A 25958-nucleotide genomic window follows, 5' to 3' on the forward strand; every position below is an offset into this window, starting at 1 on the left:
CGAAGGAGACTTCAACGATGTCGTTTACCCTGCGCAAACTGCTGGCGGCCGCCCTCGGCACGCTCTCCCTGGCTGCCGGCTCCGCCGCCTTCGCGGCCGACCGTCTCGTCATCGCTGCTACCCCGGTGCCGCACGCGGAGATCCTCGAGTTCGTCAAGCCGATGCTGGCCAAGGAAGGCGTGGAGCTCGAGATCAAGGTGTTCACCGACTACGTGCAGCCCTCGATGCAGACGAACGAGAAGCGCGTCGACGGCAACTTCTTCCTGCACCAGCCCTACCTCGACGAGTTCAAGAAGAAGCAGAAGAACGACATCCAGACCGTGGTGACCAAGGTGCACGTCGAGCCGCTGGGCGCCTATTCGGGCAAGCACAAGGCGGTGGCGGACATCCCCGAGGGCGGGACGGTGGCGATTCCGAACGACCCGTCCAATTCCGGCCGCGCGCTGCTGCTGATGGCGAAGAACGGGCTGATCACGCTGAAGGATCCGAACAACATCTCGGCCACGCAGAAGGACATCGCCGAGAACCCGAAGAAGCTGAAGATCCGCGAACTCGAGGCCGCGACCCTTCCGCGCATCCTCAACCAGGTTGACCTGGCGGTGATCAACACCAACTACGCGATCGAGGCGAAGTTGAACCCGCTGAAGGACTCGCTGTTCATCGAGGACGCCAGCTCGCCCTACGCCAACCTGCTGGTGGCGCACGAGGAGAGCGCCACCAGCGAGGCGATGAAGAAGCTCGCCGCCGCGCTGAACTCGCCCGAGGTGAAGCAGTTCATCGCCGACAAGTACCAGGGCGCTGTGGTGCCGGCGTTCTGATCGGCGCGTGAAGATCGCGCCGCCCGATGGCGGCGCTCATGAAGCGAAAGGCCTGCAATCTCGTGTCCGGGGGCAGGCCTTTTTGCTGGCTACGCGGTGACGATCACGGCCAGGCGCGTGCGCCGAACAGCATGCGGCGCGCAAGGAAGTTGCGCAGCGGCGGGATCAGGTCGAGTGCGAACAGCGCAGCGCCGCGCGCGTGGCGCAGCGGGGTAAAGTCGTTGCTGAACACGCGCACCAGGGTGTCGGTGAGGCGGATCGTCCCGAGGCGGTCCAGGCCGCGGGTGTTCGCATAGCTTGCAAGGACCGAGGGGGCGCCGGCGTCGAACGGTTTCGCAGCCGTGTTGGCGGAATGCTGGCGCGCAGCCTCGCGCGCTTTCAGCAGCGCGTCCGCCAGCGCCCACACGTCGCGCAGCGCCAGGTTGAAGCCCTGGCCGGCGACCGGATGCAGGGTCTGCGCCGCATTGCCGAGCCACACCGTGCGCTGCGCGATCGTCGAGCGTCGGTAGCGCAGCACCAGCGGGTAGCGTAGGCGCGGGCCGACGCCGGTGAGCCGCGCGCGCCCGCCGATGTGGGCCTGCAGGCGGGCGAGGTAGGCGGCATCGTCGAGCGCGAGCAGCTCGTCGGCGGTCTCGGGGCGGGAGACATGCACCAGCGCGTAGTTGTCTCCCTTGGGTAGCAGTGCCACCGGGCCCTGCGGGGTGAAGCGCTCGAAGGCGGTGTGTCGATGCCCGCCGGCGACCTGCACGTCGGCGATCAGCGCGTGCTGGCCGTAGCCGTGCTCGACCACGTTGGGGTCGCCCGCGCGCAGGCCACCCTCGGCGCAGGCCGCCAGGCGCGCGCGCAGCGTGGGCGTGGGACGGCCGGCGCCGGCGAGGCTGGCGATCACGTCGTCCTCTCCGGCCGCGAGGTTGGTGATCTCCGTTTCGTCGAATACCGGAATGCCCGCCGCGTCCACCGCCCTGCGCAGGGCCGCGGCGAGCGCGCCGGCCGAGGCGACGTAGCCCAGCGCGGGCAGGTCGTGTTCGGCGGCGTCGATCAGGGTGCGACCGAGCCCCCCCTGGTGCGAGATGTGGATGTGCTCGATCGCGGTGCTCGGCAGCCCATCCCACACGCCGAGGCCTTGCAGCGTGAGCCGGGTGCCGTGGGCGAGCGCGAGGTCGCGCGGGTCCTTCGTGACCGCTTCGCGGGCGCGCGCGTCGGCGAGCACGATGTCAAGGCCGGCGTCCTTCAGTGCCAGCGCCAGAGCGAGGCCGACCGGGCCGGCGCCGACGATCAGGAGGTCATGGACGTGCTCGGGAGCGTTCTCAGGCATGGCGCGTGTCTCGCATCAGGGCCTCGATGTCCGCGACCGTCTTGGGCACGCCTTCGGTGATCAGCTCGCAGCCGGCTGCGGTGACCACTGCGTCGTCCTCGATGCGGATGCCGATGTTCCAGAAGGCCTCGGGCACGTCGTCGGCGGGGCGGATATAGCAGCCCGGTTCGATGGTCAGGACCATTCCTTCGACCAGCGGCCGCCACTCGCCACCGAGCTTGTATTCACCGGCATCGTGCACGTCCATGCCCAGCCAGTGGCCGGTGCGGTGCATGTAGAAGCGGCGGTAGTCGCCATTCTCGAGCGCGCCGTCGAGGCTGCCCTTGATCAGGCCGAGGTCGAGCATGCCCTGGGCAAGCACCTTCACCGCGGCGTCGTGGGGCTGGTTCCAGTGCGCACCGGGACGGGTGGCCTCACGCGCAGCCGCCTGGGCGGCGAGGACGATCTCGTAGACCGCGCGCTGCGGGCCGGAGAAGCGACCGTTGACCGGGAAGGTCCGGGTGATGTCTGAGGCGTAGCCGTCGAGCTCGCAGCCGGCGTCGATGAGCAGCAGGTCGCCGTCGGCGAGCGGCTTGTCGTTGTCGACGTAGTGCAGCACGCAGGCGTTGGCACCACCGGCGACGATCGACGTGTAGGCCGGTGCCTGGCTGCCGGCGGCGCGGAAGGCGTGCAGCAGCTCGGCCTCGATCTCGTACTCGAAGCGCCCCGGCCGGGTGGCGCGCATGGCGCGGCAGTGGGCGTCGGCGGAGATCTGCGCGGCGCGGCGCATGGTTGCGAGCTCGGAGACGTCCTTGACGAGGCGCATTTCGTCGAGCTCGGCGCGCAGGTCGCGCACCGAATGCGGTGGAGTGAGGCCGGTGCGGGCCTTGTCGCGCACGGCGTTGAGTGCGCCGAGCACCTTCGCGTCCCAGTCGTTGTCGTAGCCAAGGCTGGTCCACAGCAGGGGCTGGTCGGCGAGGTAGTCTGGGAGGCGCTTCTCGAGGTCGCCGATGGTCCACGCCTCGTCGAAGCCAAAGGCCTTGCGCGCCGCGTCGGGGCCCCAGCGATAGCCGTCCCAGATTTCGCGTTCCTCGTTCTTCTCGCGGCAGAAGAGGATCTGTTTCGTCTCCTGGCCGGCGACGAGCACGACGACCGCCTCGGGCTCGCGGAAGGCGGTGAGGTAATAGAAGTAGCTGTCGTGGCGGTAGGCGTAGTGGGCGTCGCGGTTGCGCACGCGCTCGGGGGCGGTGGGCAGGATGGCGACGCCGCCGCCGGCAGCCTGCATGCGGGCGAGCAGGCGATCGCGGCGGGCACGGAAGGGTGCGACCGCCACGGCGGTATTCAGGTTCGGAGTCGTGGGAGCGTTCATGGGCGAGATTATGGCACTGGCAGGGAAACGGTCGAGCGTCGGGGCGCCGGCGCCGCGCCCCCTGCGGTTCGACGGGTGACCCGGTGCGAGGTTCAGCCTGCGCGGGTGAGTTGGCAATCGAGTTCCGCCAGGCGTTCGGGGGTGCCGACGTCGATCCAGCGGCCCTTGTGGTGCTCGCCGCGGACCTGGCCAGCGCTCATGGCGTCGCGTAGCAGTGGGGCGAGCTTGGCCGGGTTGTTGTCGGGCAGGTTGGCAAACAGCGCAGGGTGATAGGCGCCCAGGCCGGAGAAGGTGAGGCGCGGCTGGCCATCGGCGCGGATGCGGCTGTCGGCGGCGAGATGGAAGTCGCCGTCCGGATGGTGCGCGGGGTTGTCGACCAGCAGCAGGTGGGCGAGCGCGCCGTCGGCGCGCAGATCCGCGGCGGCGGAACGCAGAGCGGTGAAATCCGCGTCGCAGAACACGTCGCCGTTGACGACGATGAAGGGTGCGTCGCCGAGCAGCGGCAGGGCGTGGCGGATGCCGCCAGCGGTCTCGAGTGCGGTGGCCTCGGGCGACCACGCGATGCGCACGCCGAAGGCGGTACCGTCGCCGAGCGCTTCCTCCAGCCGGTGGCCGAGGTGGGCGTGGTTGATGACAAGCTCGCTGAAGCCGGCTGCGCGCAGGCGCTCGATGTGCCACACGATCAAGGGCTTGCCGCCGACGGGCAGCAGCGGCTTGGGCGTGTGGTCGGTGAGCGGGCGCATGCGCTCGCCGCGCCCGGCGGCGAGGATCATCGCTTTCGTCATCGCGCTCAGAAGGTGTAGCCGACCTGCACGTCCTCGGGCTCGAGGCGGTCGAGCAGCTTCAGCAGCGGGCCGAGGTCGCGGTAGCGCTTGCAGGCGCGGCGCAGGTAGTCCGTCACCAGCGGCATGTCGGCGAGGTAGCCGTCCTTGCCGTCGCGGTGATACAGGCGGGCGAAGATGCCGAGCACCTTGATGTGGCGCTGCACGCCCATCCACTCGAAGTCGCGGTGGAAGTCGGCGAACGCCTCGCGCACCGGCAGGCCGAGCTTTTTCGCGGTTTCCCAGTAGCGGACCAGCAGGTCGAGGATGAACTCCTCGTCCCAGCGGATGTAGGCGTCCTTGAACAGCGACACCAGGTCGTAGCTGATCGGGCCATAGACCGCGTCCTGGAAGTCGATGATGCCGGGGTTCGCGCCGCGGCCCTCGGCGGGTTCGAGCAGCATCAGGTTGCGCGAGTGATAGTCGCGGTGTACGAAGACCTGCGGTTCGGCGACGTTGGATGCGAGGATCTTGTCGAACGTCGCGTTCAGCGTGGCGGTCTCGGCTTCGGTCAGGGTGACGCCCTTGTGGCGGGCGATGTACCACTCGGGGAAGAGTTGCAGTTCGCGCATCAGCAGGGCGCGGTCGTACTCCGGCAGCACCCCGGGACGGCTGGCGGATTGGATCGCCGCCAGCGAACCGAGTGCGTCGGCGTACAGGTGCGCCGCGCGTTTCGGGTCGTCCTGCGCCTTGAGCGCCTGCAGATAGGTGGTCGAACCGAGATCGGACAGCAGCAGGAAGCCCTGGTCGAGGTCTTGCGCGAGCACCTCGGGGACGTGTGCGCCCGCGGCGCGGAAGAGCTCGGCCACGTGCAGCCACGGGCGCACGTCTTCCTTCTCCGGCGGAGCGTCCATGACGACGCGCGAAGGGTTGCCGTCGGCGAAGGTGACGCGAAAGTAGCGCCGGAAGCTGGCGTCGGCCGAGGCCGGTGCGAGTTCGAAAGGATGGCCGGGCAGCGTGGCGGCGAGCCAGGTCCTGAGTTGTTCGAGGCGATGCAAACCGGATCTCCGCGGGTGTTCGTGTAGAATCCGCGAGTTTATCAACACGGTGGTTCGGGTGGGCAGACGCACATTGCGAACAACGGAAAAGGCTTGATCCGCATGGCTCCGCGTATGGCTCCAAACACCCGCATTCGTCTGATTCCGCTGCTGTTGCTCTGCATGTCGGGCGCGGCCCATGCCGAGTCGCTGCCGGTGCTCAAGGTTTCGCCCGATCTGCTGCGCAGGCCCGCTGCTGCGCAGACGCCTCCGTCCCGCGCTCCGGCATCTGACGGGGCGGAAGGCAGCGTCCAGGGCGATGCCACGCTGCCGACCAAGCCGGTTGCGGCCGTGCCGCTCGCGCCCGCCACCGCGCCTGCGGTCGCACCGACCGCCGAGCCGGCCCCCGAGCCAGCCACTGAGCGGGCGAGGCAGGCCGGTTCACGGCAGATCCCGGCTGCGGGCGGAACGGCTGTGACTGCGCTGCGCATCCATGGCACGCGCGGGATCGAACTGGTCGCAGAAGGTGAGGCGGAACTGCAGCGCGACGATACCCTGCTCACGGCGGACAAGGTCACCTATCGCGAACTCACCGACGAGGTGGTGGCTGAGGGCAACGTGGTGCTCGACCGCGCGGGGGACGTCATTCGCGGCCCGCGTGCGCGGCTGGTGGTGGGCGACCGGGTGGGCGAGGTCGAGTCTCCGCAATACGAACTCTCACGCACGACGGCGCCCGCGCTGGCGGGCGATGCGCCTCGCACCGTCGCCGGCAGCGGCCATGCCGACATGCTCCGGCTGGAGGGCGAGAACCAGTACCGGCTCGAGAACGCGACCTGGACCACCTGCACCCCGAGCGATCCCGACTGGTACATCCGGGCCCGCGAGCTCGACCTCGACTACGACCGCGAGGTCGGCACTGCGCGTGGCGGCTCGATCGTGTTCATGGATACGCCGATCTTCTGGCTGCCATGGGCGGAGTTCCCGCTCAGCGGACAGCGCCAGTCCGGCCTGCTGCCGCCGACCTTCGGCTCGTCGAACAAGACCGGGCTGGATTTCACTCAACCGTATTACTGGAACATCGCGCCCAACTACGATGCCACCATTGCGCCGCGCTTCATGGGCCGGCGCGGCGTGCAGATCGGCGGCGAATTCCGCTATCTCGCCGAGGCCTATCGTGGCATCACGCGTGTCGAGTGGATGCCCGAGGACCGCGTGACGGGCGAGGAGCGGCGGCTGGGCTCGATCCAGCACCAGCACCGCTTTGCGCCGAATTTCTATGGCACGCTCGATCTGAACGCGGTATCCGACGACAGCTATTTCGAGGATCTTTCCTCAAGCGTCGGTGTGGCTTCGCGGGTGAACCTGCTGCGTGAGGGGCGCCTGATGTACTCCGGCGGCTGGTGGAACGCCACGGCGCTGGCACAGCGCTACCAGACCCTGAGCCCCGACGAGGAGGCACCCAACACCGAGCCCTACCGTCGCCTGCCGCAGATCGAAGTCAACGCGTTGCGCGCGGATCTACCGGGGGGGGTGTCCGCAGCGCTCGAAACCGAACTGGTGCGTTTCGAGCACAAGGACGCCAGGAAGGATCGCGACGAGGCGACCCGTTTCGTGGCCTACCCCCAGGTTTCGCTGCCGGTGCAGGGCGCAGCCTGGTTTCTGACCCCAAAGGCGGGGGTGCATTATTCCCGCTATGACATCGACCGCTCGCCCGCATCGACATTCGATACGACGTCGATTACGCGCTCGGTGCCGATCCTGTCGCTGGATTCCGGGCTGTTCTTCGAGCGCGAAACACAGCTCTTCGGTGGAGACTACCTGCAGACGCTCGAGCCTCGGCTGTACTACCTGCGCGTGCAGGACAAGGACCAGAAGGACATTCCGGTCTTCGATTCGAACCGCTTCGACGTGGGCTTCGCGCAGATCTTCTCAGAGAATCGCTTCTCCGGTCGCGACCGCATCGGTGATGCCAACGATCTGACCGCTGCGTTGACCACGCGCTTCATCGATTCCGATACCGGGGTCGAGCGCCTGCGCGCCCTGATCGGGCAGCGCTACTACTTCTCCGACCAGCAGGTCTTTCTGTACAGCGAGGACGAGTTGCGCCGTGCCGGACGCGGCAACGAAATCCTTGCCGGCCTGGGCGGACGGATCAACAAGCGCGTGTCGATCGACTCCTATCTGCAGTACAACACGCAGACCGGCCAGACCGATCGCCTGAATGCGAGCGTTCGTTACCAGGCGGGCTTTGCCCGCACGCTCAACCTGAGCTACCGCTATGCGCCCAACCTGCCGATCGACCGGGATATCGTCGGCGTCGAGGACATCGACGTCTCCGGCCAGTGGCCGCTCGCGCGCAACTGGTATGGTGTCGGGCGGGTGACGCATTCGCTCAAGGACAAGCGCGTCACCGAGGCGATCGCAGGTCTGGAGTACGATGGCGGCTGCTGGGTTTTCCGTACTGCGATGCACCGCTTTGCGATCGACGAGAGCAACGTAACCAACGCAGTCTTTATCCAGCTCGAACTGAACGACCTTGCCGGCATCGGCTCGAATCCGGTCAACCTGATCCGGCGCAGTGTGCCGGGCTATGGCAAGATCAACGACTCCTCGGCCGATCGTGTGTTCGGCGTCGAGTGAGCACCGTCCAGTGAATCCACACTCAATGAACATGAACCGACTCCTAGCCCGTTCCCGTGTCGCCATCGCCATCGGCCTGGCCGCAGCCGCACTTGCGCTGCCAGCCCATGCTGCACCGCGTGCGGTCGAGGTTGACCGTATCGTCGCCGTGGTCAACAACGAAGTCATCACCTCCCAGCAGTTGCGCGCGCGCATCGAGCAGGCCAAACGACAGCTCGGCCGCCAGGGCGTCGAGTTACCCCCGGACGAGGTGCTGGCGAGGCAGCTTCTGGAGCGTCTGATCGTCGAGCGTGCCCAGGTGCAGCTGGCAGGCGAGTCAGGCATGCGGGTCGACGACGCGACGCTCGAGCGCGCCATCGAGCGCATCGCCCAGAACAACAAGCTGTCGATCGAGCAGCTGCGTGCAGCGCTCGAGCAGGACGGGGTGGGCTGGAGTCGCTTCCGCGACGAGATCCGCACCGAGATTCTGCTCACCCGTCTGCGCGAGCGCGAAGTCGATAACCGTATCGTCGTGACCGATGCGGAGATCGACAACTTCATCGCCAACAATCCGGATGCGTTCTCGGGGCAGGAATTTGCGGTCGCCCACATCCTGCTGCGCACGCCAGAGGGTGCGTCGCCCGAGCAGATCGAGGCGGTGGCACGGCGTGCCGAACAGGTGATGATGCGGCTGCGTTCGGGCGAGGACTTTGCCCGCGTAGCGGCCGAGCTCTCGGATGCACCGGACGGCTTGTCGGGCGGGAACCTGGGCTGGCGCCCGCTCGACCGGCTTCCGGCGCTGTTCGCCGACGTGGCCAGAAACATGCGCCCGGGGGAGACCTCGCCGGTGCTGCGCAGCGCCGCGGGGCTTCACATCGTGCGTCTGGTCGATGTGCGCGGCGGCGGCGCCGACGCCGTCCAGCAACTGGAACAGACGCGCGCGCGTCATATCCTGATCAAGACCTCCGAAGTGCTCTCCGATGCCGATGCCGAGGCGAGGCTGCTGGCGCTCCGCGAGCGCGTGATCAACGGCGCGGATTTCGGTGAGCTCGCCAAGGCGAGCTCTGCGGACCTGTCCGCCGGTCGGGGTGGCGACCTGGGTTGGCTCAGCCCTGGCGATACGGTGCCTGAGTTCGAGCGCGCCATGGATGCGCTGCAGGCCGGCGAGGTCAGTATGCCGGTACGTTCGCCCTTCGGCTGGCACCTCATCCAGGTGGTGGAGCGCCGTGTCCAGGACGTGACCGAAGAACGCAAGCGCAACGCAGCCCGCATGGCGCTGCGCGAGCGCAAGGCCGAGCAGTCCTATGAGGACTGGCTGCGCCAGCTGCGCGACAGCACCTATGTCGATTACCGCCTCGAGCGGGAGTGAGCACGATGCCCGACACGGGTGCGCTACCCGTCGTCGTCACTAGCGGCGAACCAGCAGGGGTCGGTCCGGAGCTCTGCCTGCGCCTGGCCGAGCGTGACTGGCCGAGGCGCCTGGTCGTGCTCGCCGACATCGAGCTGATGCGCGCACGCGCATCCGCACTGGGGCGTGCCGTGCGCATCGTTCCGTATTGCCGCGAGGTGCCTGTCGCGCGCGGCTGCATCGAAGTGCTGCACCTGCCGCTCGCCCAGCCATCGCAGGCGGGTGTGCTGGAGCCGGCCAACGGCGCCTACGTGCTCGCCCTGCTCGATCGCGCGATCTCCGGTTGTCGCGAGGCCGAGTTCGCGGCCATGGTTACTGCGCCAGTGCACAAGGGCGTGATCTGCGAAGGGCTGGGTGCGCGTGACACCATGCCTTTCACCGGCCACACCGAATACCTTGCCGCGCATACCGGCACGGCACGCGTCGTCATGATGCTGGTGGGCGGAGGCATGCGCGTGGCGCTGGCGACGACCCACCTGCCGCTTGCCGCGGTTCCGGCAGCGATCACCCCCGCGCTGCTCGAAGAGACGCTTCGCATCCTGCACGCTGACCTGGTGCGCCACTTCGGCCTCCGGGCGCCGCGCATCCTCGTCGCCGGACTCAATCCGCATGCCGGTGAGGGCGGGCACATGGGCCGTGAGGAGATCGACGTCATCCTCCCGGTACTCGACAGGCTGCGCGCCGAGGGCATGCAGCTGACGGGGCCGCTTCCGGCGGACACGCTGTTCGTGCCGCACACGCTCGAGAAGGGCGACGCGGTGCTGACCATGTATCACGATCAGGGCCTGCCCGTGCTCAAGCATGCGAGCTTCGGTGGCGGGGTCAACGTCACGCTCGGCCTGCCGATCATCCGCACTTCGGTCGATCATGGCACCGCGCTCGATCTGGCCGGTAGCGGGCGCGCCGACCCGGGCAGCCTGTATGCCGCAGTCGAGCTTGCGCTTGCCATGGCGGCGGCCCGCAGTACGGCACACTGAGCCGGGCGACCGCGAGGGACTCATATGCAAGATTTCGAAACCGATGGCCATCGCGCCCGCAAGCGCTTCGGCCAGAACTTCCTTTCCGACCCCAACATCATCCGCAAGATCATCGATGGGATCCGGCCCCTGAAGGGTGATCTCATGGTCGAGATCGGCCCCGGCCTCGGGGCGATGACCGCTCCGTTGATCGAGCGCCTCGGGCATCTGCACGTCGTCGAGATCGACCGCGACCTGATCGCGCGCCTGCACGAGCGCTACACGCCGGCACAGATCACGGTGCATGAGGGCGACGCATTGAAGTTCGATTTTGGCAGCCTTGCCGCGGAGGGTGGCGCGTCCTTGCGCATCGTCGGCAACCTGCCGTACAACATTTCGACACCGATCCTGTTCCACCTCGCCAGCTTCGCCGACAGGGTGAAGGACATGACCTTCATGCTGCAGAAGGAAGTGGTAATGCGCATGGTGGCCGAGCCGGGTACCGAGGAGTATGGGCGGCTCTCCGTGATGCTGCAGTACCGCTTTCGCATGGGGCGGCTCTTCGACGTGCCCCCGACCGCCTTCCGCCCAGCGCCGAAGGTCATGTCCAGCATCGTGCGCATGGCGCCGCTACCGCTGGATCAACTCGGCGCGAAGGATGAGGCGCTGCTCGGTCGCATCGTCACTGCCGCGTTTGGCCAGCGCCGCAAGACGCTGCGCAACACGCTGCGAGAGTTCATGCATGAAGCCGATTTCGATGCGCTCGGCATTGATGCCGGGCTGCGGGGCGAGAAGCTCTCGGTTGAAGAGTACGTGGCAATCGCCAATCACTGCACGGTCCGTCACTGACCCATCGGGTATGGGTGTGCGGTACAGGCGCGCCGCGCGAGCGCACGCGCCCGTGCGGGCAAGGTGGTCGATTGCCACGTTCGCGGGCACGTGCGCTCGCGCAGGGCTTTTGCGGCAGGCATATCGTGCTGCCGCCGCCCCCGCAGACTTACTTCTTGTTCAGCGGGCAGGTGTTCATGCCGAGCAGGGTGTAGGCCGGGCACCAGCCCATCGCGCCGGTTGCCAGCGGCACGATGCCGATCCAGGCCCAGACCGGGCCGCCGAAAAGAGCCCAGGCGATCAGCGCCAGGCCAACGAGGATACGGATGATCTTGTCTGCGCCGCCAACGTTCGTCTTCATGTGGATTCTCCTTGCCTTGGATGATGGAAAGCAGCGTCATTGAACTACGCCGGACGGCTCCCCGTCTGTAACCTCGGTTACACAGCGCCTCCCTTCGCGTTGGCCGCTTTGCCGGCGCGGTGAAGCTTCAGGTGTGACCGGCGTCACGGTTGCTGCCCGATTCTCCCTCCCGCATCCGTGGATATGATTGCGCGGAACTGGCAGCAGGCTCATGATTTTTAGCTGAACGTGGGGTGCATTGCAAAATGCTTCGAAAGGGGAGGGGCGATGCTGAATACGCAGCAGGCTTGGCCTATGGGGTCGCAGACGACACCAGACGTCCTTCAGGCGATCATCGACTTCCTTCCCAGCGGCGTCAGTCTGTTCGATCGCGAACTGAACATGGTGTTGTGCAACCGTCAACTCCGCGAGCTGCTCGAATTTCCCGATGCGCTGTTCGAAAACGGCCTGCCTTCCCTGCTTGATCTCGCGCGCTTCAATGCGCGCCGTGGCGAATACGGCCCTGGGGATCCCGAGCAGATCGCTGAGTCGGTGGTCGCTCGCGCGCGCGAACGCGAGCCGCACGTTTTCGAGCGCAAGCGCCCCAACGGCCGGATCCTGGAGATTCGCGGCAACCCGCTGCCCGATGGCGGTTTCGTCACCATCTACACCGACATCACTGAACGCAAGAATGCCGAGGAGGAGGCCCGGCGCAGCGCGAATTACCTCGACGCAGTGGTGAACGCCTTGCCGCAGGGCGTCTCGGTGGTCAACGAGGCGCTCGACGTCGTGCTCTGGAACCGTGCTTTCGTGAAGCAGCTCAATCTGCCCGAAGACTTCATGAAGCCGGGCAGAACCTTTGCCGACGTGATCCGCTTCAACGCCCAGCGCGGTGAGTACGGGGACGTGGATCCCGAAGAAAAGGTGCGCGAGATGGTCGAGCTCGCACGCCGCTTCGAGCGCCACAGGATGGAGCGCAGGCGAAGCGATGGCGGCGTCATGGAAATCGAGGGGCGGATCGTGTTCGAGGGCGAACAGCCGGTCGGTTTCGTCACCACCTATACCGACATCACCGACCGGCTGCGCAATGCGGAAACCGTCCGCCGGGTGCGCGACCTGATGAGCGACGCGGTCAATTTCTCCCCGACCTACATCTGGGAAACCGGGCCGGACGGGCACTATACCTTCGCGCAAGGCATGGAAAAGATCCTCGGTCGTGCGGACGACGAGGTGCTTGGCACCGAGCGCTGGAAGCAGTTCTGCACTGAGCACTGTGGCAAGCCATGTGTCGGATCGGAGGTGGCGTGCCAGTGGCTGTCGCCGATCCGTGCCCACGCAGTGCTCGAGCGCTGCACGCTGATTACGCATAGCGCGGACGGCCGTCCAGTGTGGCTGTCGTCCAGCGCGCAGCCCGTGTTCGACGAGGGCGGGTGTTTCAACGGCTATCGCGGGGTGGATGTCGACATCACGGAGCTGACGCTCGCGCAGCAGGAACTCGAGCAGATGGCGCTGCACGATCCGATGACCGGACTCGCCAATCGTCGCAAGTTCTGCTCCCGCTACGACCTTGAGCTTGCGCGCCAGAGCGGAACGGGGAATCCGCTCGCACTGCTGCTCGTTGATGTCGACCACTTCAAGAGCATCAACGACCGGTTCGGGCACCTGGTGGGAGACGAGTGCCTGCGCCGGATCGCGAACCTGCTGTCGAGCGCCTTGCGCGTCACCGACCTGGTCGGGCGTTTCGGCGGCGAGGAGTTCATGGTGCTGCTCTCGGACACGGACCCGGAGGAGGCGCTGCAGGTGGCCGAGACGCTGCGGCGGGTGGTGGAGGCGTCCTCACTCGGCACCCCCGAAGGCGACCCTCTTGCGATCACGGTCAGCATTGGCGTGGCAGCGCGTCCTGCGTCCGATCGTCGCGATTTCGAGCAGGTTCTCACAGAGGCGGACCGCGGCGTTTACGCGGCCAAGCATGCCGGACGCAACTGCGTGTGCGCGGGCTGGAATGCTCCCGCGGAGGCTTGAGCAAGCTGACGGTATGCCGCGTTCAGGGCTTCAATGAGCCCTCGGTGACCAAGCGGCGCAATCCGGCCGGATCGACGATCTCCACCTGCTCGCGACCCAGACGCACGAGCCCCTGTTCTGCGAAGCTCTTCAGCAGCCGGCTGACGATCTCGCGTACGCTGCCCAGTTCGTCGGCCAGTTGCTGATGCGTGACGCGAAGCAGGCGTCCCTTGCCGAGCAGCAGTGCGGCCAGACGCTGGTCGAGCTTGCGGAACGCGACCTCCTCGATGAGTTGCATCAGGTCGGCGATGCGCTCGGCGAAGAGGTGGAAAACGAAATCGCGGAAGGGGCGTTCGATCATCATCTCGTCGAACACCGGCTTGGGCAGCAACATCATGAGGGTGTCGGCCTCGGTCATGCCACGCGCGTTGTAGGCCTCGTGGCCCAGCAGGCAGGACGAGGAGATGATGCAGGTCTCTCCGGCCCCGACCCGGTACAGGGGCAGTTCGCGCCCGCTGGGCGCGCACTTGCTGACACGCACCGAGCCGTCCACCACGAAGGGAAAGCCTTCGCATGCCTGGTGGTCGTCGAACAGCATGGTCCCTGCCGGGATACGCATCCAGTGCGCGCCCTGCAGCAGGCGCCTCCGCGCGTCCGCAGGGAGCGCGGAGAGCACCGGATAACGCTCTTCGAGCCGCTCTTCGTCGGTGGCGGGTGAGGCGGGAAGAGTGCAGCCTGTAGTCATCGGCACATTTTCACCGGTGGCGGACGATTCGTCACGCGCCCAGCGCCAACTCCAGCACCACGGGCGCGTGATCCGACGGCCGTTCCAGACGGCGCGGCGCCTTGTCCACCGTGCAGTTGCGGCAGGCCTCGCGCAGCGCGGGCGACACCAGCAGGTGGTCGATGCGCAGGCCGAAGTTGCGCCGGAAGGCCATCATGCGGTAGTCCCACCACGAGAACGCGCGCTCGGGCTGCTCGAAGAGACGGAAGGCGTCGACCAGTCCGAGATCCCGCAGCGCGCGGAAGGCGGCGCGCTCCGGTTCGGAGACATGGATCTCGTCCTTCCAGTCCGGGTGGGCGTCGCGGTCTTCCGGGGCGATGTTGAAGTCGCCCGCCAGCACCAGGCGCTCGTGCGTCTTCAGTTCCTCGCGCAACCACTCGGTGAGTGCGGCGAGCCAGCGCAGCTTGTACTCGAACTTGTCCGACCCCACCGCCTGGCCGTTGGGAAAGTAGCCGCACACCACGCGCAAGCCGTTGATGGTGGCGGCGATGATGCGCTTCTGCTCGTCCTCGAAGCCGGGGATGTTGCGCACCACAGTCGCCTCGTCGATCGGCTGCGGGCTGAGGATGGCGACGCCGTTGTAGGTCTTCTGGCCGATGAAGACGGCGTGGTAGCCGGCCGCTTCCAGATCAGCGACCGGGAAGGCCTTGTCTTCGAGCTTCAGTTCCTGCAGGCACAGCGCGTCGGGCTTGTTGGCCGCCAGCCAGTCGAGGACGTGCGGCAGGCGGACCTTCAGCGAGTTGACGTTCCAGGTGGCGATCTTCATGCCTGCGCCACCATGCCGCTGTGGCGCAGCAGCGCGTCGACTCTGGGCTCGCGGCCGCGGAAGGCCTTGAAGGAGTCGAGCGCCGGGCGGCTGCCGCCCACCGCGAGGATTTCGCGCCAGAAGCGCTCGCCGGTTTCGGGGTCGAGCAGGCTGCCACGGCCGGCGCCGGCTTCCTCGAAGGCCTCGAAGGCGTCGGCCGACAGCACCTCGGCCCACTTGTAGCTGTAGTAGCCCGCCGCGTAGCCGCCGGCGAAGATGTGCGAGAAGCTGTGCGGGAAGCGGTGCCAGGCGGGCGGGATCATCACCGCGACTTCGCGGCGCACCTCGTCGAGCAGGGCCATCACGCGCTCGATGGGCACCGGGCCGGCGGAGGCGTCGACCTCGCCGTGCAGGCGCAGGTCGAACATCGAGAACTCGAGCTGGCGCACGGTCTGCATGCCGCTCTGGAAGTTCTTGGCGGCGATCATCTTGTCGTAGAGCGCGCGCGGCAGCGGCTCGCCGGTGTCGGCATGCGCGGTCATGCCCTGCAGCACGTCCCATTCCCAGCAGAAGTTCTCCATGAACTGGCTGGGCAGCTCGACGGCGTCCCATTCCACGCCGTGGATGCCGGACACCGCGAGCTCGTCCACCTGGGTGAGCAGGTGGTGCAGGCCGTGGCCGCACTCGTGGAACAGCGTCAGCACGTCGTCGTGGGTGAAGGTGGCGGGCCGCTTTTTCGTACCCTCACCGACCGGGCCGGGGAAGTTGCACACCAGGTAGGCGACCGGCGTGTCGCTGCCCCAGGTGTTGCGGTGGCGGCTGCGCGCCGAGTCCATCCACGCGCCGCCACGCTTGGTGCTGCGCGCGTGCAGGTCGAGGTAGAAGTGGCCGACGAGTTCCGGTCCGTTCGCTCCCTCCTTCTCGATGCGGAAGAAGCGCACGTCCGGGTCCCACTTCGGCGCCTCGTCGGGAAGGATGTCGACGCGGTACAGCGCGCGGATCACGCCGAACAGACCGTCGAGCACCTTGGGCTCGGGGAAGTACTGCTTCACCTCCTGGTCGGAGTAGGCGTAGCGCGCCTGGCGGAGCTTCTCGGAGGCATATGCGACGTCCCAGGGTTCGAGGGTGTCGAGGCCGAGCTCGGCCTTGGCGAAGGCCTTGAGCTCTTCGAGGTCCTTCTCGGCGAAGGGCTTGGCCTTGGCCGTGAGGTCGTGCAGGAAGCCGAGCACCTGCTCCGGCGTGTCGGCCATCTTGGGCACCAGCGACACCTCGGCGAAGTTCCGGTAGCCGAGCATGCGCGCTTCCTCGTCGCGCAGCGCCAGGATGCGGCCGATGAGTGGGCCGTTGTCCAGTTCCAGGTTGCCGAGCTCGGAGGCGCGGGTGGCGTAGGCGCGGTACATGCGCGCGCGCAGATCGCCGTCGTCGGCGTATTGCAGCACCGGCAGGTAGGACGGCATCTGCAGCGTGAACTTCCAGCCGTCCTTGCCTTCCGCCTCGGCGGCGGCGCGGGCGGCCTCGCGCGCATCCTCGGGGATGCCGGCAAGGCCCGCCTCGTTCGTGACCCATTCGGCATGAGCGTTGGTCGCGTCGAGCAGGTTCTCGGAGAACTTGGCGGCGAGCTGGGATTGCTCTTCCTGGATTTCCTGGAAGCGCGGCTTCTGCTCGTCGGGCAGTTCGGCACCGGACAGGCGGAAGTCGCGCAGCCCGTGCTCGAGGATGCGCTGGCGCACCGGCGACAGGGTGGCGAACTCGGGGCTGTCGTGCAGCGCCTTGTACTTCTGGAACAGCGCCAGGTTCTGCCCGACCTCGGCGTAGAAGCGGGAGATCTCGGGCAGCATGGCGTTGTAGGCCTCGCGCCACTCGGGCACGTCGAACACGCTGTGCAGGTGGCCGACGACGCCCCAGGCGCGGCCGAGGCGCTCGCCGGCCTCGTCCATCGGGCTGACGAAGCCGTCCCAGGTCGGCGTGGCGGGGTCGGCGGTGAGGCGCTCGATCAGCGCCCGGTTCTCGTCGATCAGGCCGCGGATCGCGGGTTCGACGTGTTCCGGCTTGATGTCCTCAAAACGCGGCATGCCCGTGAAGTCGAGCAGGGGGTTGGTGTTGGAAGGGGAGTCGGGGGTGGGCGTGCTCGGCTGCATCTTCTACCTTGTCTGTTCGTTCCGGCGTGGCCGGTCAAGGCGGCTATTCTGCCGCAAAAAAGACGGCGGGCGCCGCGCACGACGCCCGCCGCCGGAGCTGCGTGGATTCAGTGGACCAGATCGCGATACGCATGCCAGCTGGCGTGACCCACCAGCGGCAGCAGGATCACCATGCCGATCATCATGCTCGCGAAGCCGATACCGATGAGGGCAACGATCACCACGGCCCACAGCATCATGGTGTCGAAGTTGGTCTGGACGGCGCGCAGGCTGGTCATTGCCGCGGTGACGGTGTCGGTTTCGCGATCCATCACCATCGGGATGGCGATCGCCGAAAGAGAGAAGACGACGAGCGCCAGCACGCCACCGACGATGACGTAGGCCGCCAGGAAGTACAGGTTCGTGCCCGAACTCAGGAGCCCGCTGACGAAGTTGGTCACGTCGCTGACCTCGCCCCGGTAAAAGAGCGCGAACATGATCGCCGAAATGCGCTCCCAGGCAATGAGCGCAATGGCGAGGAAGGCGCCGAACATGGCCAGACCGTCAGCCTTTGCGGCGAGTCCACGCAGCGACCCTGAGAACGAGGTCTTGTGGCCCTTCTCGTGCCGCCGCGAAATCTCGTAGAGGCCCGCCGCGGTGATCGGTCCGATCAGCAGGAACCCGGAAATGGCTGCCATGAACAGGTAGGGTTTGTCCGCCGCATAGGACAGGATCGCGTAACCGACTGCAGCCAGGATCAGGCCGTAGGAGAGGCTCGCGCCCAGGTTCTCGCGCATGTCGTCCCAGCCCATGCGCAGCCACTGCATCGGACGGTCGGTGCCGATCGAGCGGATGTGGGGAAGCTTGAAATGCTGGTCCAGTGAGTCGTAGGGCTTGTCCATGTTGTTCTCCACATCTGCGTTGTTCTGGGGGCGTCGCAACCCGGCTGGACGTGCTTGCCGGGCGTGAATGTCCATGCAGGCGCTGGGTCTTCGTGTTTTTAGAATAGGACACGTACGAAGAGTTCGCGAATAAGAGCTGTTCCAGGTCCAGATAGGCTGATGCTATGCAACATGGGGTGTTCGACTGACCGCGGAGTGCGCAGGTGGGGGCTGAGACCGCGGGAGGCCGGGGTGGCAAGGCAAAAAAAGGGCGCCCCCCGGCACCCCTGTCTGGCGCTCGCGCGCTCGAGGTCTGTGCGGCTCAGGCCAGCTTCTGGCCGGTCAGGCGTTCGTAGGCCTCGCGGTACTTGCCCGCGGTGTGCTCGATCACGTCGGCAGGCAGCTTGGGGCCGGGCGCGGTCTTGTTCCAGTCCAGCGTTTCCAGGTAGTCACGCACGTACTGCTTGTCGAAGGACGGCGGGCTGATGCCCTCGCGGTAGCTGTCGGCCGGCCAGAAGCGCGAGGAGTCGGGGGTCAGCGCCTCGTCGATCAGGTGCAGCGTGCCGGCGGCGTCGATGCCGAACTCGAACTTGGTGTCGGCGATGATGATGCCGCGGCTGGCCGCGTAGTCGGCCGCCTCGGAATACAGCGCGATCGCCGCCTTGCGCGCTTCCTCGGCCAGCTGCGCGCCGGTCTTGCCAGTGCCGGCCAGCGCGTCCTTCATCAGCGCCTCGCAGCGTGCCTGCGCCTGCTCGAAGGAGATGTTCTCGTCGTGCTCGCCCATGTCGGCCTTGGACGACGGCGTGAAGATCGGCGCTGGCAGCTTGGCCGCCTGCTGCAGGCCGTCTGGCAGCGCGATGCCGCAGACCGCGCCGGTGGCCTGGTAGTCCTTCCAGCCCGAGCCGATCACGTAGCCGCGCACCACCGCCTCGATCGGCAGCGGCTTCAGGCGCTTCACCACCAGCGCGCGGCCGCGCACCTGCTCACGCTCGTCGGCGGCGACCACGGTCTCGGGGTCGATGCCGGTGAGCTGGTTCGGCAGGATGTGGGCGAGCTTGTCGAACCAGAAGTTCGCCAGCGCCACCAGCACGCGGCCCTTGTCGGGAATCGGGTCGGGCAGGACCACGTCGAAGGCCGACAGGCGATCGCTGGTCACGATCAGCAGCTTCTCGTCGTCGACGGCATAGATGTCACGCACCTTGCCGCGGCCGAGCAGCGGCAGGCTCTTGATGGAAGTTTCAAAAAGGGGCGTCGCCACGGTGGGGCCTCGGGTTGCTGGCAAAGCGGGGATTATAGGGGAGGGGCGCCCACTTTCGGGGCCGTGCAGGCGCCGGGTGCGTGTTGCGGCCTGCATGGCGGGTGACTTCGAAGTGTCGAATGGCGCTACGATAGCAATTCGATCTGCCTGCTTGCGGCCGCGCTATCATCGAAGCGGATCGCCGCAAGGTCGGGCTCGTCCTCTGGCAGCATCCGGCGCGAGAGGAACTCGATCTGGCCGGGCTCAACGACATTCCGACGAGCGTGACCGACATCGACATCATGATCGGCAGCGCGCCGCCGCCAGCGAGAGGGGGACGAATGAGCCAGATGCCTATCCGTTTCCAGGAGATGTTCCTGGCGCTTTTCGAGAGCCTGCCGCGACAGGGGCCGGGCAACCGTGCGAGCACCGCAAGGGCGCTTGGACTGTGCGGCGACCTGCCGCCGTCACCGGCGGTCGTGGACCTGGGCAGCGGGGTTGGCGCGCAGACGCTGCATTTGGCCGAACTCCTGCCGTTGGCGTCCATCGTGGCCGTCGATCGTCATGCGCCGAGTGTCGAGCGGCTGCAGGCGGCGCTTGCCCGGCGAGGTCTCGCGCAGCGCGTCAGTGCCGTGGTGGGCGACATTGCCTGTCCGCCCCAAGCGTCCGGCCAGGTCGACCTCGTCTGGTCCGAGGGGGCGCTGTACAACATCGGGCTGCGCAACGCCCTGCGGATCTGTCATGACCTGCTGCGCCCCGGGGGATACCTTGCGTTCACCGATGCAGTCTGGCGCAGGGGCGATCCGCCGGCTGAGGTCCGGGCCCTCTTCGAGGCGGACTATCCGACGATGGGAACGGTGGCCGACGATCTGGCGGTGATCCGCGACTGCGGCTTTGAGGTGGTGGGGCATTTCACCCTGCCCGACGAGGCCTGGTGGGACGACTTCTACACACCGATGGAGGCCCGCATTGGCGAGTTGCGGGCGCAGCACGCCGGGGACGCGGAAGCCCAGTCGATGCTCGACCAACTCTCGGAGGAGCCCGCGATGCACAGGCGCCATTCGGATTGCTATGCGTACGAGTTCTTCATCGCGCGCCGCCGTTTTCCTCGCTCAGCAGCTTGCGCATCCGCCGCAGTCCCATGAACACCAGCCCGGCGATGACCGGAATCGACAGCGCGGTGATCACCTCCGGCGTGGCCGGGGCAATGTAGCCCTTGGCGCCCTTGGCGACGTAATTCACCAGTTGCGAGGCGTAGTAGGTGATGGCGACCACGGACAGACCCTCCACCGTCTCCTGCAGATGGAGCTGGATCTTGGCGCGGCGGTTCATCTGCGCGAGCAGTTCCTGGTTCTGACGCTCGAGCTCGATGTCCACCCGGGTACGCAGCAGTTGCGAGTTGCGCGCAATGCGGCCCGAGAGGTCTTCCTGGCGGCGCGCGATGGTGGCGCAGGTGGCTATCGCGGGGGCGAGGCGACGCTCCATGAATTCACGGATGGTCGGGAAGCCGCCAAGGCGGGTTTCGCGCAGGTCATCCACGCGCTGCTGCACCAGGCGGTAATAGGCTGCGGCGGCGCCGAAGCGGAAGGTGGTGCGGGCGACCGAGCGCTCGATGTCCGCGGCAAGGCGGGTGAGGCGGCCGAGCACGGCGTGGTCGTCCTCGGCGCTGCGCGCGTCGCCCATGCCATCCATCAGGTCGGCGAGCTCGTCTTCTGCATGCGACAGCAGGCGTCCGACCTCCTTCGCCACCGGAAAGGCCAGCAGTGCCATGACGCGGTAGGTTTCGATCTCGACCAGCCGTTGCACCATCCGCCCGGCCTGACGCGGCGTGAGGCCATCGTCGAGGAGCACGAAGCGCGAGAAGCCGTCGTGGATATGAAAGTCCGTGAACACCCAGCCCGCGCATTCGGCCACGCGTGCTGCAACCAGCGTTTCTCCGCGTGGTGAGGCCTGATTGAGCAGGCTGTCGGGGTCGACGTCGTCGGTGCTGCGCACTTCGATGTGCGTTGCGGCAATGAGCTGGCCGGGGATGTCCCGGCGCCAGGCAGTAGGCACGGACAGGAGTGCGTTGTCCTCTGCGCCATCGCCAGGGTGGATTCTGCGGAAGAAGGTGTAGCTGGAGAACTCGTTATGGCGTTCCCACTTGAGGCGAAAGTCGCCAGCATCGAGCAGGAGGTGGCCGCTGTCGGTGCGTGGGGCCGGCAGTTCGAGCTGACCACAGAGCGCGGCGAGATGCGCGGTTTCGCGTTCTGCGCTGCCCTCGTGATGCAGGAAGGCGAGATAGGTGACGTATTCCGGGGTGTCGAGTGGAACCGGTGGGCGGGCGTGCACCTCGTCGTTCAGCGTCTGGCGCAGGGGGTGTTGTTCGAACAGGGACATGATGTCTGGGACGCGGTACGGGAGAGGAGCGGCCGGTGCGGTCGCAAGCGGAGCCGGTTACAAGCTTTCGCATTCTTGCCCAGCCCCTGCGGGGTGACAAGCGAGGGTTGGCGAAAATCGCGTTGCACCAGGGCAGGATCAGCGATGCTGCAAGAAAACGCCCGCTTCCGGGACGGGAAGCGGGCGCAAAGCCCGAAGGCAGGGAGAGAAGGAAGACGCACCGTGGGTACCTGCCGGTGCGAGCGGTGCGGGCAGATGGAGCGGCGAGCGCTGAGGGCGTATGCCGGACCGCGTTGCCGCAGGTTCAGATCGCGGTGCTGGCGTAGCGCCGCGCGAGCGCGTCCAGCGGCAGCGGCTTGATGCGGCTGGCCTGCCCCGCGCAGCCGAAGGCCTCGAAGCGCTCGCGGCAGATGTCGCGCGCCGCGTCGCGGGCGGCCTTGAAGAACTTGCGCGGGTCGAACTCCTTGCGGTCGGTGGCCATTAGCCGGCGCATCGCGCCGCTCATCGCCAGGCGCAGGTCGGTGTCGATGTTGACCTTGCGCACGCCGCTTCGGATGCCCTGCACGATGGCCTCGACCGGCACGCCATAGGTCTCGCCGATGTCGCCGCCATGCTCGCGGAGGATGGCGAGCCATTCCTGCGGCACGCTGGAGGAACCGTGCATCACCAGGTGGGTGTCGGGGATGCGGGTGTGGATGGCGGCGATGCGGTCGATGGCGAGGATGTCGCCGGTGGGCGGGCGGGTGAACTTGTAGGCGCCGTGGCTGGTGCCGATCGCCACCGCGAGTGCGTCGACGCCGGTGGCGGCGACGAAGTCGGCGGCTTCGTCGGGGTCGGTCAGCATCTGGCTGTGGTCCAGCGTGCCCTCGGCGCCGACCCCGTCTTCCTCGCCGGCCTGGCCGGTCTCGAGTGAGCCGAGGCAGCCGAGCTCGCCTTCCACCGATACGCCCACCGCATGGGCCATCTCCACCACGCGGTGGGTGACCTCGACGTTGTACCCGTAGCTCGCCGGAGTCTTCATGTCCGCGCGCAGCGAGCCGTCCATCATCACGCTGGTGAAGCCGCTGCGGATCGATTGCTGGCACACCGCAGGGCTGGCGCCGTGGTCCTGGTGCAGGCAGATCGGAATGTCGGGCCACTGCTCGACCGCGGCCTCGACCATCTTCTTCAGGAAGGCCTCGCCGGCATAGCCGCGCGCACCGGCCGAGGCCTGCAGGATGACCGGGCTGTCCGTGGCCTCGGCGGCGAGCAGGATGGCGTGGATCTGCTCCATGTTGTTGATGTTGAAGGCGGGCACGCCGTAGCCGTGTTCGGCGGCGTGGTCGAGCAGCTGGCGCAGGGTGATCATGGCCATGGGATGGATCTCCGCAGGAAGTGGGCGGCTCAGTTCAGCGTCGCCTTCGCGGCGCGGGGCTGCGTGGATGCGAACGTGTTCTGAGGTGTGGATGTGATCAGGGCACGTGCCCGGGCGAGTACTGCGCCAGGGGTGAAGCCGAAGCGTTGCAGCAGGGCAGAAGCCGGAGCGGACTCGCCAAATCGATCGATTTCGATCACTTCGCCGGCGCAGCCGCCATCGCCGCAGATGTAGCGCCACCAGCCCTCGCCGCGTGCGGCTTCGATCACCAGTCGCGGCACGCCGGCGGGTAGCACGCTGTGCCGCCATTCGTCGGTCTGACGGTCGAAGAGCGTGGGGCACGGCATGGACACCACGCGCACACCCACCCCCTCGGCGGCCAGCGCCGCGTGCGCCGCCATCGCCAGCGCCACCTCCGAGCCGGTGGCGATGATGACGAGCGCAGGCGCGTCGGCATCGGCCAGCACGTAGCCGCCCCGCAGGATGGCCTGGATCTGCACTTCGTCGCGCGCCTGGTGCGGCAGGTTCTGGCGCGACAGGGCGAGCAGGGTGGGGCCGTCGCGGCGCGCGACCGCGGCGTTCCAGGCGGCCTGGGTTTCGACCGCATCGCACGGGCGCCACACGTCCAGCCCCGGGATCAGGCGCAGGCTGGGGATATGCTCGACCGGCTGATGGGTGGGGCCGTCCTCGCCCAGGCCGATCGAGTCGTGGGTCATCACATACACCACGCGCTGCTTCATCAATGCGCTCATGCGGATGGCGTTGCGGGCGTAGTCCGAGAACACCAGGAAGGTGGCGCCGAAGGGAATGTAGCCGCCATGCAGGGCGATGCCGTTGAGCGCAGCGGCCATGCCGAACTCGCGCACACCCCAGTTGATGTGGCGCCCGGGCGCATCTGCGCGCACGGCGCCGCAGCCAGGCCAGTCGGTGAGGTTGGAATGCGTCAGGTCAGCCGAGCCGCCGAGCAACTCCGGCAGCGCGCGTGCCAGGCGGCCGATGGCCTGCTGGCTGGCCTTGCGCGTGGCGACGGAGGCCGCCTCCTTCGCGACGCCGCGCAGGATGGCGTTGGACAGGATGCCGAAACCTACCGGCAGATCGCCCGCCGTGCGGCGGCGGAATTCCTCCGCTTCGTCCGGGAAGGCCTGGGCGTAGGCGCTGAGGCGCCGCGCCCATTCTGCCTGCTGCGCAGCCCCACGGGCGCGTGCGTCGAAGGCCGCGCGGACTTCACCCGGGATCTCGAAGGGGACTTGCGGCCAGTCGAGCGCGCCGCGCGTGGCGGCGATCTCGCTGGCGCCGAGTGGCGCGCCGTGGACGTCCGCTGTGCCGGCCCGACCGGGGCTGCCATGGCCGATGTTGGTGCGGCAGCAGATGAGCGTGGGGCCGGTGTCGGCCCGGGCGTGGCCCAGCGCCACCTGGATGGCACGATCGACGGCGGCGATGTCGTGGCCGTTCACCGCCTCGACCACGTTCCAGCCATAGGCGCGGAAGCGCGCCGGCGTGTCGTCGGCGAACCAGCCGGAGACGTCGCCGTCGATCGAGATGCGGTTGTCGTCCCAGAAGCAGATCAGCTTCGAGAGCCGCTGCACGCCGGCGAAGCTCGCGGCCTCGTGGCTGATGCCTTCCATCAGGCAGCCATCGCCGAGGAAGACCCAGGTGCGGTGGTCGACGAGGGTGTGGCCGGGGCGGTTGAACTCGGCGGCGAGCAGCTTCTCGGCGAGCGCCATGCCCACGGCGTTGGTCACACCCTGGCCGAGTGGACCGGTGGTGGTCTCGACGCCGGGGGTGTGGCCGACCTCGGGGTGGCCGGGGGTGCGGCTGTCGAGCTGGCGGAAGCGCTTGAGCTCGCCCAGCGGCAGGTCGTAGCCGCTGAGGTGGAGCAGGGCGTAGAGCAGCATCGAGCCGTGGCCGTTGGAGAGTACGAAGCGGTCGCGGTCGGGCCAGGCGGGGTCGGCGGGGTTATGGCGCAGGTGCCGGGTCCAGAGTGCCACGGCGATCTCGGACATGCCCATGGGCATGCCGGGGTGGCCGGACTGGGCGGCTTCGACGGCGTCGATGGCGAGGAAGCGCAGGGCGTTGGCGCACAGGGCGTCGATCGGGGCCTGGGTGAGTCGCATGTTCATCGTTATTTCTCCAATCGGGGAAGCATTACTGCGCCAGCGCCTTGCGGCGGCGGTCCATCAGGCGCCAGATGAAGGGGGTGAAGATGAGCTGCATGGCCAGTTCCATCTTTCCGCCCGGCACCACGATGGTGTTGGCGCGGCTCATGAAGCTGTCGTTGATCATGTTGAGCAGGTAGGGAAAGTCGATGCCCTTTGGGTTGGCGAAGCGGATCACCACCATGGATTCGTCGGCGGTCGGGATGGCGCGTGCGATGAAGGGGTTGGAGGTGTCCACCATCGGCACGCGCTGGAAGTTCACATGCGTGCGCGCGAACTGCGGGCAGATGTAATGCACGTAGTCGTGCATGCGGCGCAGGATGGTGTCGGTGACCGCCTCGGTGGAGTAGCCGCGGGTGCTCTTGTCGCGGTTGAGCTTCTGGATCCATTCGAGGTTGATCACCGGCACCACGCCGATGAGCAGGTCGACGAAGCGCGCGACGTCGATGTTCTCGTGTTGAACTGCGCCGTGCAGGCCTTCGTAGAACATCAGGTCGGTGCCGGCGGGGAGTTCCTCCCACGGGGTGAAGGTGCCGGGTTCCTGCTTGTACGGCTCGGCTTCGTCGGCGCTGTGCAGGTACTTGCGGCGCTTGCCGCTGCCCGACTCGCCATAGCTGCGGAACAGGGTCTCGATCTCGCCGAACAGGTTGGCTTCGGGGCCGAAGTGGCTCAACTGGCAGTTGCCGTCGAGGTCGCAGGCGGCGAGCTTCTCACGCATGGTCTTGCGATCGTAGGCGTGGAAGCTGTCGCCCTCGATGACCGCCGCAGTGACGCCCTCACGGCGGAAAATCTCCTCGAAGGTGCGCTGTACGGTGCTGGTGCCGGCGCCGGAGGAGCCGGTGATGGCGACGATCGGATGACGTTCGGACATGAT

The 25958-nt window shown here is 67.4% G+C and carries 21 protein-coding genes; 7 read left to right on the forward strand and 14 right to left on the reverse strand.

Annotated elements, in window-relative coordinates; translation table 11 throughout:
- Positions 1–17: 17 nt before the first annotated feature.
- The gene (locus ACNKW1_RS12395; RefSeq protein ID WP_418364900.1) at positions 18–818 is read left to right on the forward strand and encodes a MetQ/NlpA family ABC transporter substrate-binding protein; all 801 of its coding nucleotides are present in this window, start codon (positions 18–20) and stop codon (positions 816–818) included.
- A 103-nt stretch (positions 819–921) separates the two neighbouring features.
- Here ACNKW1_RS12395 and ACNKW1_RS12400 read toward each other — a convergent pair whose 3' ends face one another.
- From ACNKW1_RS12400 to ACNKW1_RS12415, 4 genes are all read right to left on the reverse strand, one after another.
- Positions 922–2133, reverse strand: coding sequence for an FAD-dependent monooxygenase (locus ACNKW1_RS12400; protein ID WP_418364901.1), 1212 nt, complete (start codon positions 2131–2133; stop codon positions 922–924).
- Positions 2126–3481 carry an aminopeptidase P N-terminal domain-containing protein gene (locus ACNKW1_RS12405; protein WP_418364902.1) on the reverse strand — a complete coding sequence of 452 codons (1356 nt, stop codon included), beginning with the start codon at positions 3479–3481 and terminating at the stop codon, positions 2126–2128. The genes ACNKW1_RS12400 and ACNKW1_RS12405 overlap by 8 nt, the downstream gene beginning before the upstream one ends.
- Positions 3482–3573: 92 nt before the next feature.
- Positions 3574–4254, reverse strand: coding sequence for an N-acetylmuramate alpha-1-phosphate uridylyltransferase MurU (gene murU, locus ACNKW1_RS12410; RefSeq protein ID WP_418365001.1), 681 nt, complete (start codon positions 4252–4254; stop codon positions 3574–3576).
- A gap of 17 nt (positions 4255–4271) precedes the next feature.
- The gene (locus ACNKW1_RS12415; protein WP_418364903.1) at positions 4272–5300 is read right to left on the reverse strand and encodes an aminoglycoside phosphotransferase family protein; all 1029 of its coding nucleotides are present in this window, start codon (positions 5298–5300) and stop codon (positions 4272–4274) included.
- Between the two features lie 114 nt (positions 5301–5414).
- Between ACNKW1_RS12415 and ACNKW1_RS12420 the strand changes: the two genes are divergently transcribed.
- Genes ACNKW1_RS12420 through rsmA form a run of 4 tightly spaced genes read left to right on the forward strand, consistent with a single transcriptional unit; the run spans position 5415 to position 11111 of the window.
- Positions 5415–7919, forward strand: a complete 2505-nt coding sequence (locus ACNKW1_RS12420) for an LPS-assembly protein LptD (RefSeq protein ID WP_418364904.1) — start codon at positions 5415–5417, stop codon at positions 7917–7919.
- A gap of 31 nt (positions 7920–7950) precedes the next feature.
- A complete protein-coding gene (locus ACNKW1_RS12425; RefSeq protein ID WP_418364905.1) occupies positions 7951–9267 on the forward strand; it encodes a peptidylprolyl isomerase in 1317 nt (438 codons plus the stop codon).
- A gap of 5 nt (positions 9268–9272) precedes the next feature.
- Complete coding sequence (pdxA, locus tag ACNKW1_RS12430; protein ID WP_418364906.1) at positions 9273–10283, forward strand: 4-hydroxythreonine-4-phosphate dehydrogenase PdxA; 1011 nt, start codon at positions 9273–9275, stop codon at positions 10281–10283.
- A 24-nt stretch (positions 10284–10307) separates the two neighbouring features.
- A complete protein-coding gene (gene rsmA / locus ACNKW1_RS12435) occupies positions 10308–11111 on the forward strand; it encodes a 16S rRNA (adenine(1518)-N(6)/adenine(1519)-N(6))-dimethyltransferase RsmA (protein ID WP_418364907.1) in 804 nt (267 codons plus the stop codon).
- Between the two features lie 148 nt (positions 11112–11259).
- Here rsmA and ACNKW1_RS12440 read toward each other — a convergent pair whose 3' ends face one another.
- A complete protein-coding gene (locus tag ACNKW1_RS12440; protein ID WP_418364908.1) occupies positions 11260–11451 on the reverse strand; it encodes a DUF2892 domain-containing protein in 192 nt (63 codons plus the stop codon).
- A gap of 294 nt (positions 11452–11745) precedes the next feature.
- On the opposite strand from ACNKW1_RS12440, the gene ACNKW1_RS12445 reads away from it, so the two are divergent.
- Positions 11746–13452, forward strand: a complete 1707-nt coding sequence (locus ACNKW1_RS12445) for a PAS-domain containing protein (protein WP_418364909.1) — start codon at positions 11746–11748, stop codon at positions 13450–13452.
- A 22-nt stretch (positions 13453–13474) separates the two neighbouring features.
- On the opposite strand, the gene ACNKW1_RS12450 is transcribed toward ACNKW1_RS12445, so the two are convergent.
- From ACNKW1_RS12450 to ACNKW1_RS12470, 5 genes are all read right to left on the reverse strand, one after another.
- Complete coding sequence (locus tag ACNKW1_RS12450) at positions 13475–14176, reverse strand: Crp/Fnr family transcriptional regulator (RefSeq protein ID WP_418364910.1); 702 nt, start codon at positions 14174–14176, stop codon at positions 13475–13477.
- Between the two features lie 31 nt (positions 14177–14207).
- Entirely contained in the window at positions 14208–14981 is a 774-nt protein-coding gene (gene xth / locus ACNKW1_RS12455) for an exodeoxyribonuclease III (protein ID WP_418364911.1), read from the reverse strand.
- On the reverse strand, positions 14978–17098 hold the full coding sequence (locus ACNKW1_RS12460) for a M3 family metallopeptidase (RefSeq protein WP_418364912.1): 2121 nt from the start codon (positions 17096–17098) through the stop codon (positions 14978–14980). Before ACNKW1_RS12460 ends, xth begins: the two co-directional genes overlap by 4 nt.
- 107 nt (positions 17099–17205) lie before the next feature.
- Positions 17206–17979 (reverse strand): DUF2189 domain-containing protein, encoded by a 774-nt coding sequence (locus ACNKW1_RS12465; protein ID WP_418364913.1) that lies wholly within the window; start codon positions 17977–17979, stop codon positions 17206–17208.
- A 301-nt stretch (positions 17980–18280) separates the two neighbouring features.
- Complete coding sequence (locus ACNKW1_RS12470) at positions 18281–19216, reverse strand: phosphoribosylaminoimidazolesuccinocarboxamide synthase (RefSeq protein WP_418364914.1); 936 nt, start codon at positions 19214–19216, stop codon at positions 18281–18283.
- 263 nt (positions 19217–19479) lie between these two features.
- On the opposite strand from ACNKW1_RS12470, the gene ACNKW1_RS12475 reads away from it, so the two are divergent.
- Positions 19480–20340, forward strand: a complete 861-nt coding sequence (locus tag ACNKW1_RS12475) for a class I SAM-dependent methyltransferase (RefSeq protein ID WP_418364915.1) — start codon at positions 19480–19482, stop codon at positions 20338–20340.
- Here ACNKW1_RS12475 and ACNKW1_RS12480 read toward each other — a convergent pair.
- From ACNKW1_RS12480 to ACNKW1_RS12495, 4 genes are all read right to left on the reverse strand, one after another.
- A complete protein-coding gene (locus ACNKW1_RS12480) occupies positions 20282–21574 on the reverse strand; it encodes a DUF3422 family protein (protein WP_418364916.1) in 1293 nt (430 codons plus the stop codon). The genes ACNKW1_RS12475 and ACNKW1_RS12480 overlap by 59 nt on opposite strands.
- A 304-nt stretch (positions 21575–21878) precedes the next feature.
- Complete coding sequence (gene fba, locus ACNKW1_RS12485) at positions 21879–22928, reverse strand: class II fructose-bisphosphate aldolase (RefSeq protein WP_418364917.1); 1050 nt, start codon at positions 22926–22928, stop codon at positions 21879–21881.
- Between the two features lie 29 nt (positions 22929–22957).
- Positions 22958–25048, reverse strand: coding sequence for a transketolase (tkt, locus tag ACNKW1_RS12490; RefSeq protein ID WP_418364918.1), 2091 nt, complete (start codon positions 25046–25048; stop codon positions 22958–22960).
- Between the two features lie 25 nt (positions 25049–25073).
- Positions 25074–25955 (reverse strand): phosphoribulokinase, encoded by an 882-nt coding sequence (locus ACNKW1_RS12495; RefSeq protein ID WP_418364919.1) that lies wholly within the window; start codon positions 25953–25955, stop codon positions 25074–25076.
- Positions 25956–25958 lie beyond the last annotated feature (3 nt).

The organism is Thauera sp. WH-2, from assembly GCF_048321015.1.
In the GTDB taxonomy this organism is placed as follows: Bacteria; Pseudomonadota; Gammaproteobacteria; order Burkholderiales; family Rhodocyclaceae; genus Thauera.